This is a genomic window from Sodalis-like endosymbiont of Proechinophthirus fluctus (assembly GCF_001602625.1).
Lineage (GTDB): Bacteria > Pseudomonadota > Gammaproteobacteria > Enterobacterales > Enterobacteriaceae.
Genome location: NZ_LECR01000071.1, coordinates 162 through 994 on the forward strand (window position 1 = coordinate 162; position 833 = coordinate 994).

General features: G+C 58.4%; 2 pseudogenes. Both read left to right on the forward strand.

The features are described from left to right. Positions 1 to 568 (forward strand): annotated as a pseudogene (locus BG74_RS06870) (autotransporter assembly complex protein TamB); the annotation flags it as partial. Between the two features lies 1 nt (position 569). Then, positions 570 to 833 (forward strand): annotated as a pseudogene (locus BG74_RS14945) (hypothetical protein); the annotation flags it as partial.

The window sequence follows — 833 nt, forward strand, 5'->3', positions numbered from 1 at the left end:
GGAATTGAATGATACCTTCGCGCTGGACGCCGTGCTCAGCGCGCCGGCGCTGAACGGTGCGCTGCCAGGGCTGGGCGGCCGGGCAGCAGGCAATATCAAACTGCGGGGCAATCTGCGCGCGCCGCAGCTGCTAATGAATCTTAACTTACATGCGCTGCGCTGGGGAGAGTTAACTGTCGGACGCATAGCGTTGCAGGGTGATGTTCATTTCAGCGATATCGTGCGCGGCAACGTACAGCTGCGGCTGGATAGATTGCTACAGGGATCGCTATCCATCGCCCAACTGACTCTGGACGCGACCGGAGATGAAAAGCAGCATCAGTTTAAGCTGGCGATACAGGATGAGTCGGTTGCCGGTCAGCTGAGGTTAAGCGGCGGCTTCGACCGGCAACAGCAATGTTGGCAGGGCACACTTAGCCAAACCCGATTCGATACGCCGGTGGGAGAATGGCGGCTGACGCGCGATATAACGCTGGATTATCGGGCCGTAACGCAAAATCTCATTATCAGTCCGCACTGCTGGCAAAATCACAATGCACAGATCTGCACGCCGCAAAATAGTGAGATANGGGGCATCCGGACAGGCGAGTTTGCTGCTAAACCGCTTCAATCTAGCGATGCTGAAACCTCTGCTACAGGCGGGAACACAGGCCAGCGGTGTCTTTACCGGCCGAGTCGATTTGCGCTGGACCGCGGAGGGCGGCCTGCCGCAGGGCAAAGTGGAGCTAGTGGGCAGCGGTGTGAAGGTCAGTCAAACGGTGCAGGGCAAGACTCTGCCGGTGGAGTTTGAGACGCTGACACTCAATGCCGCTCTGGATAAGGGACTGGCCCGC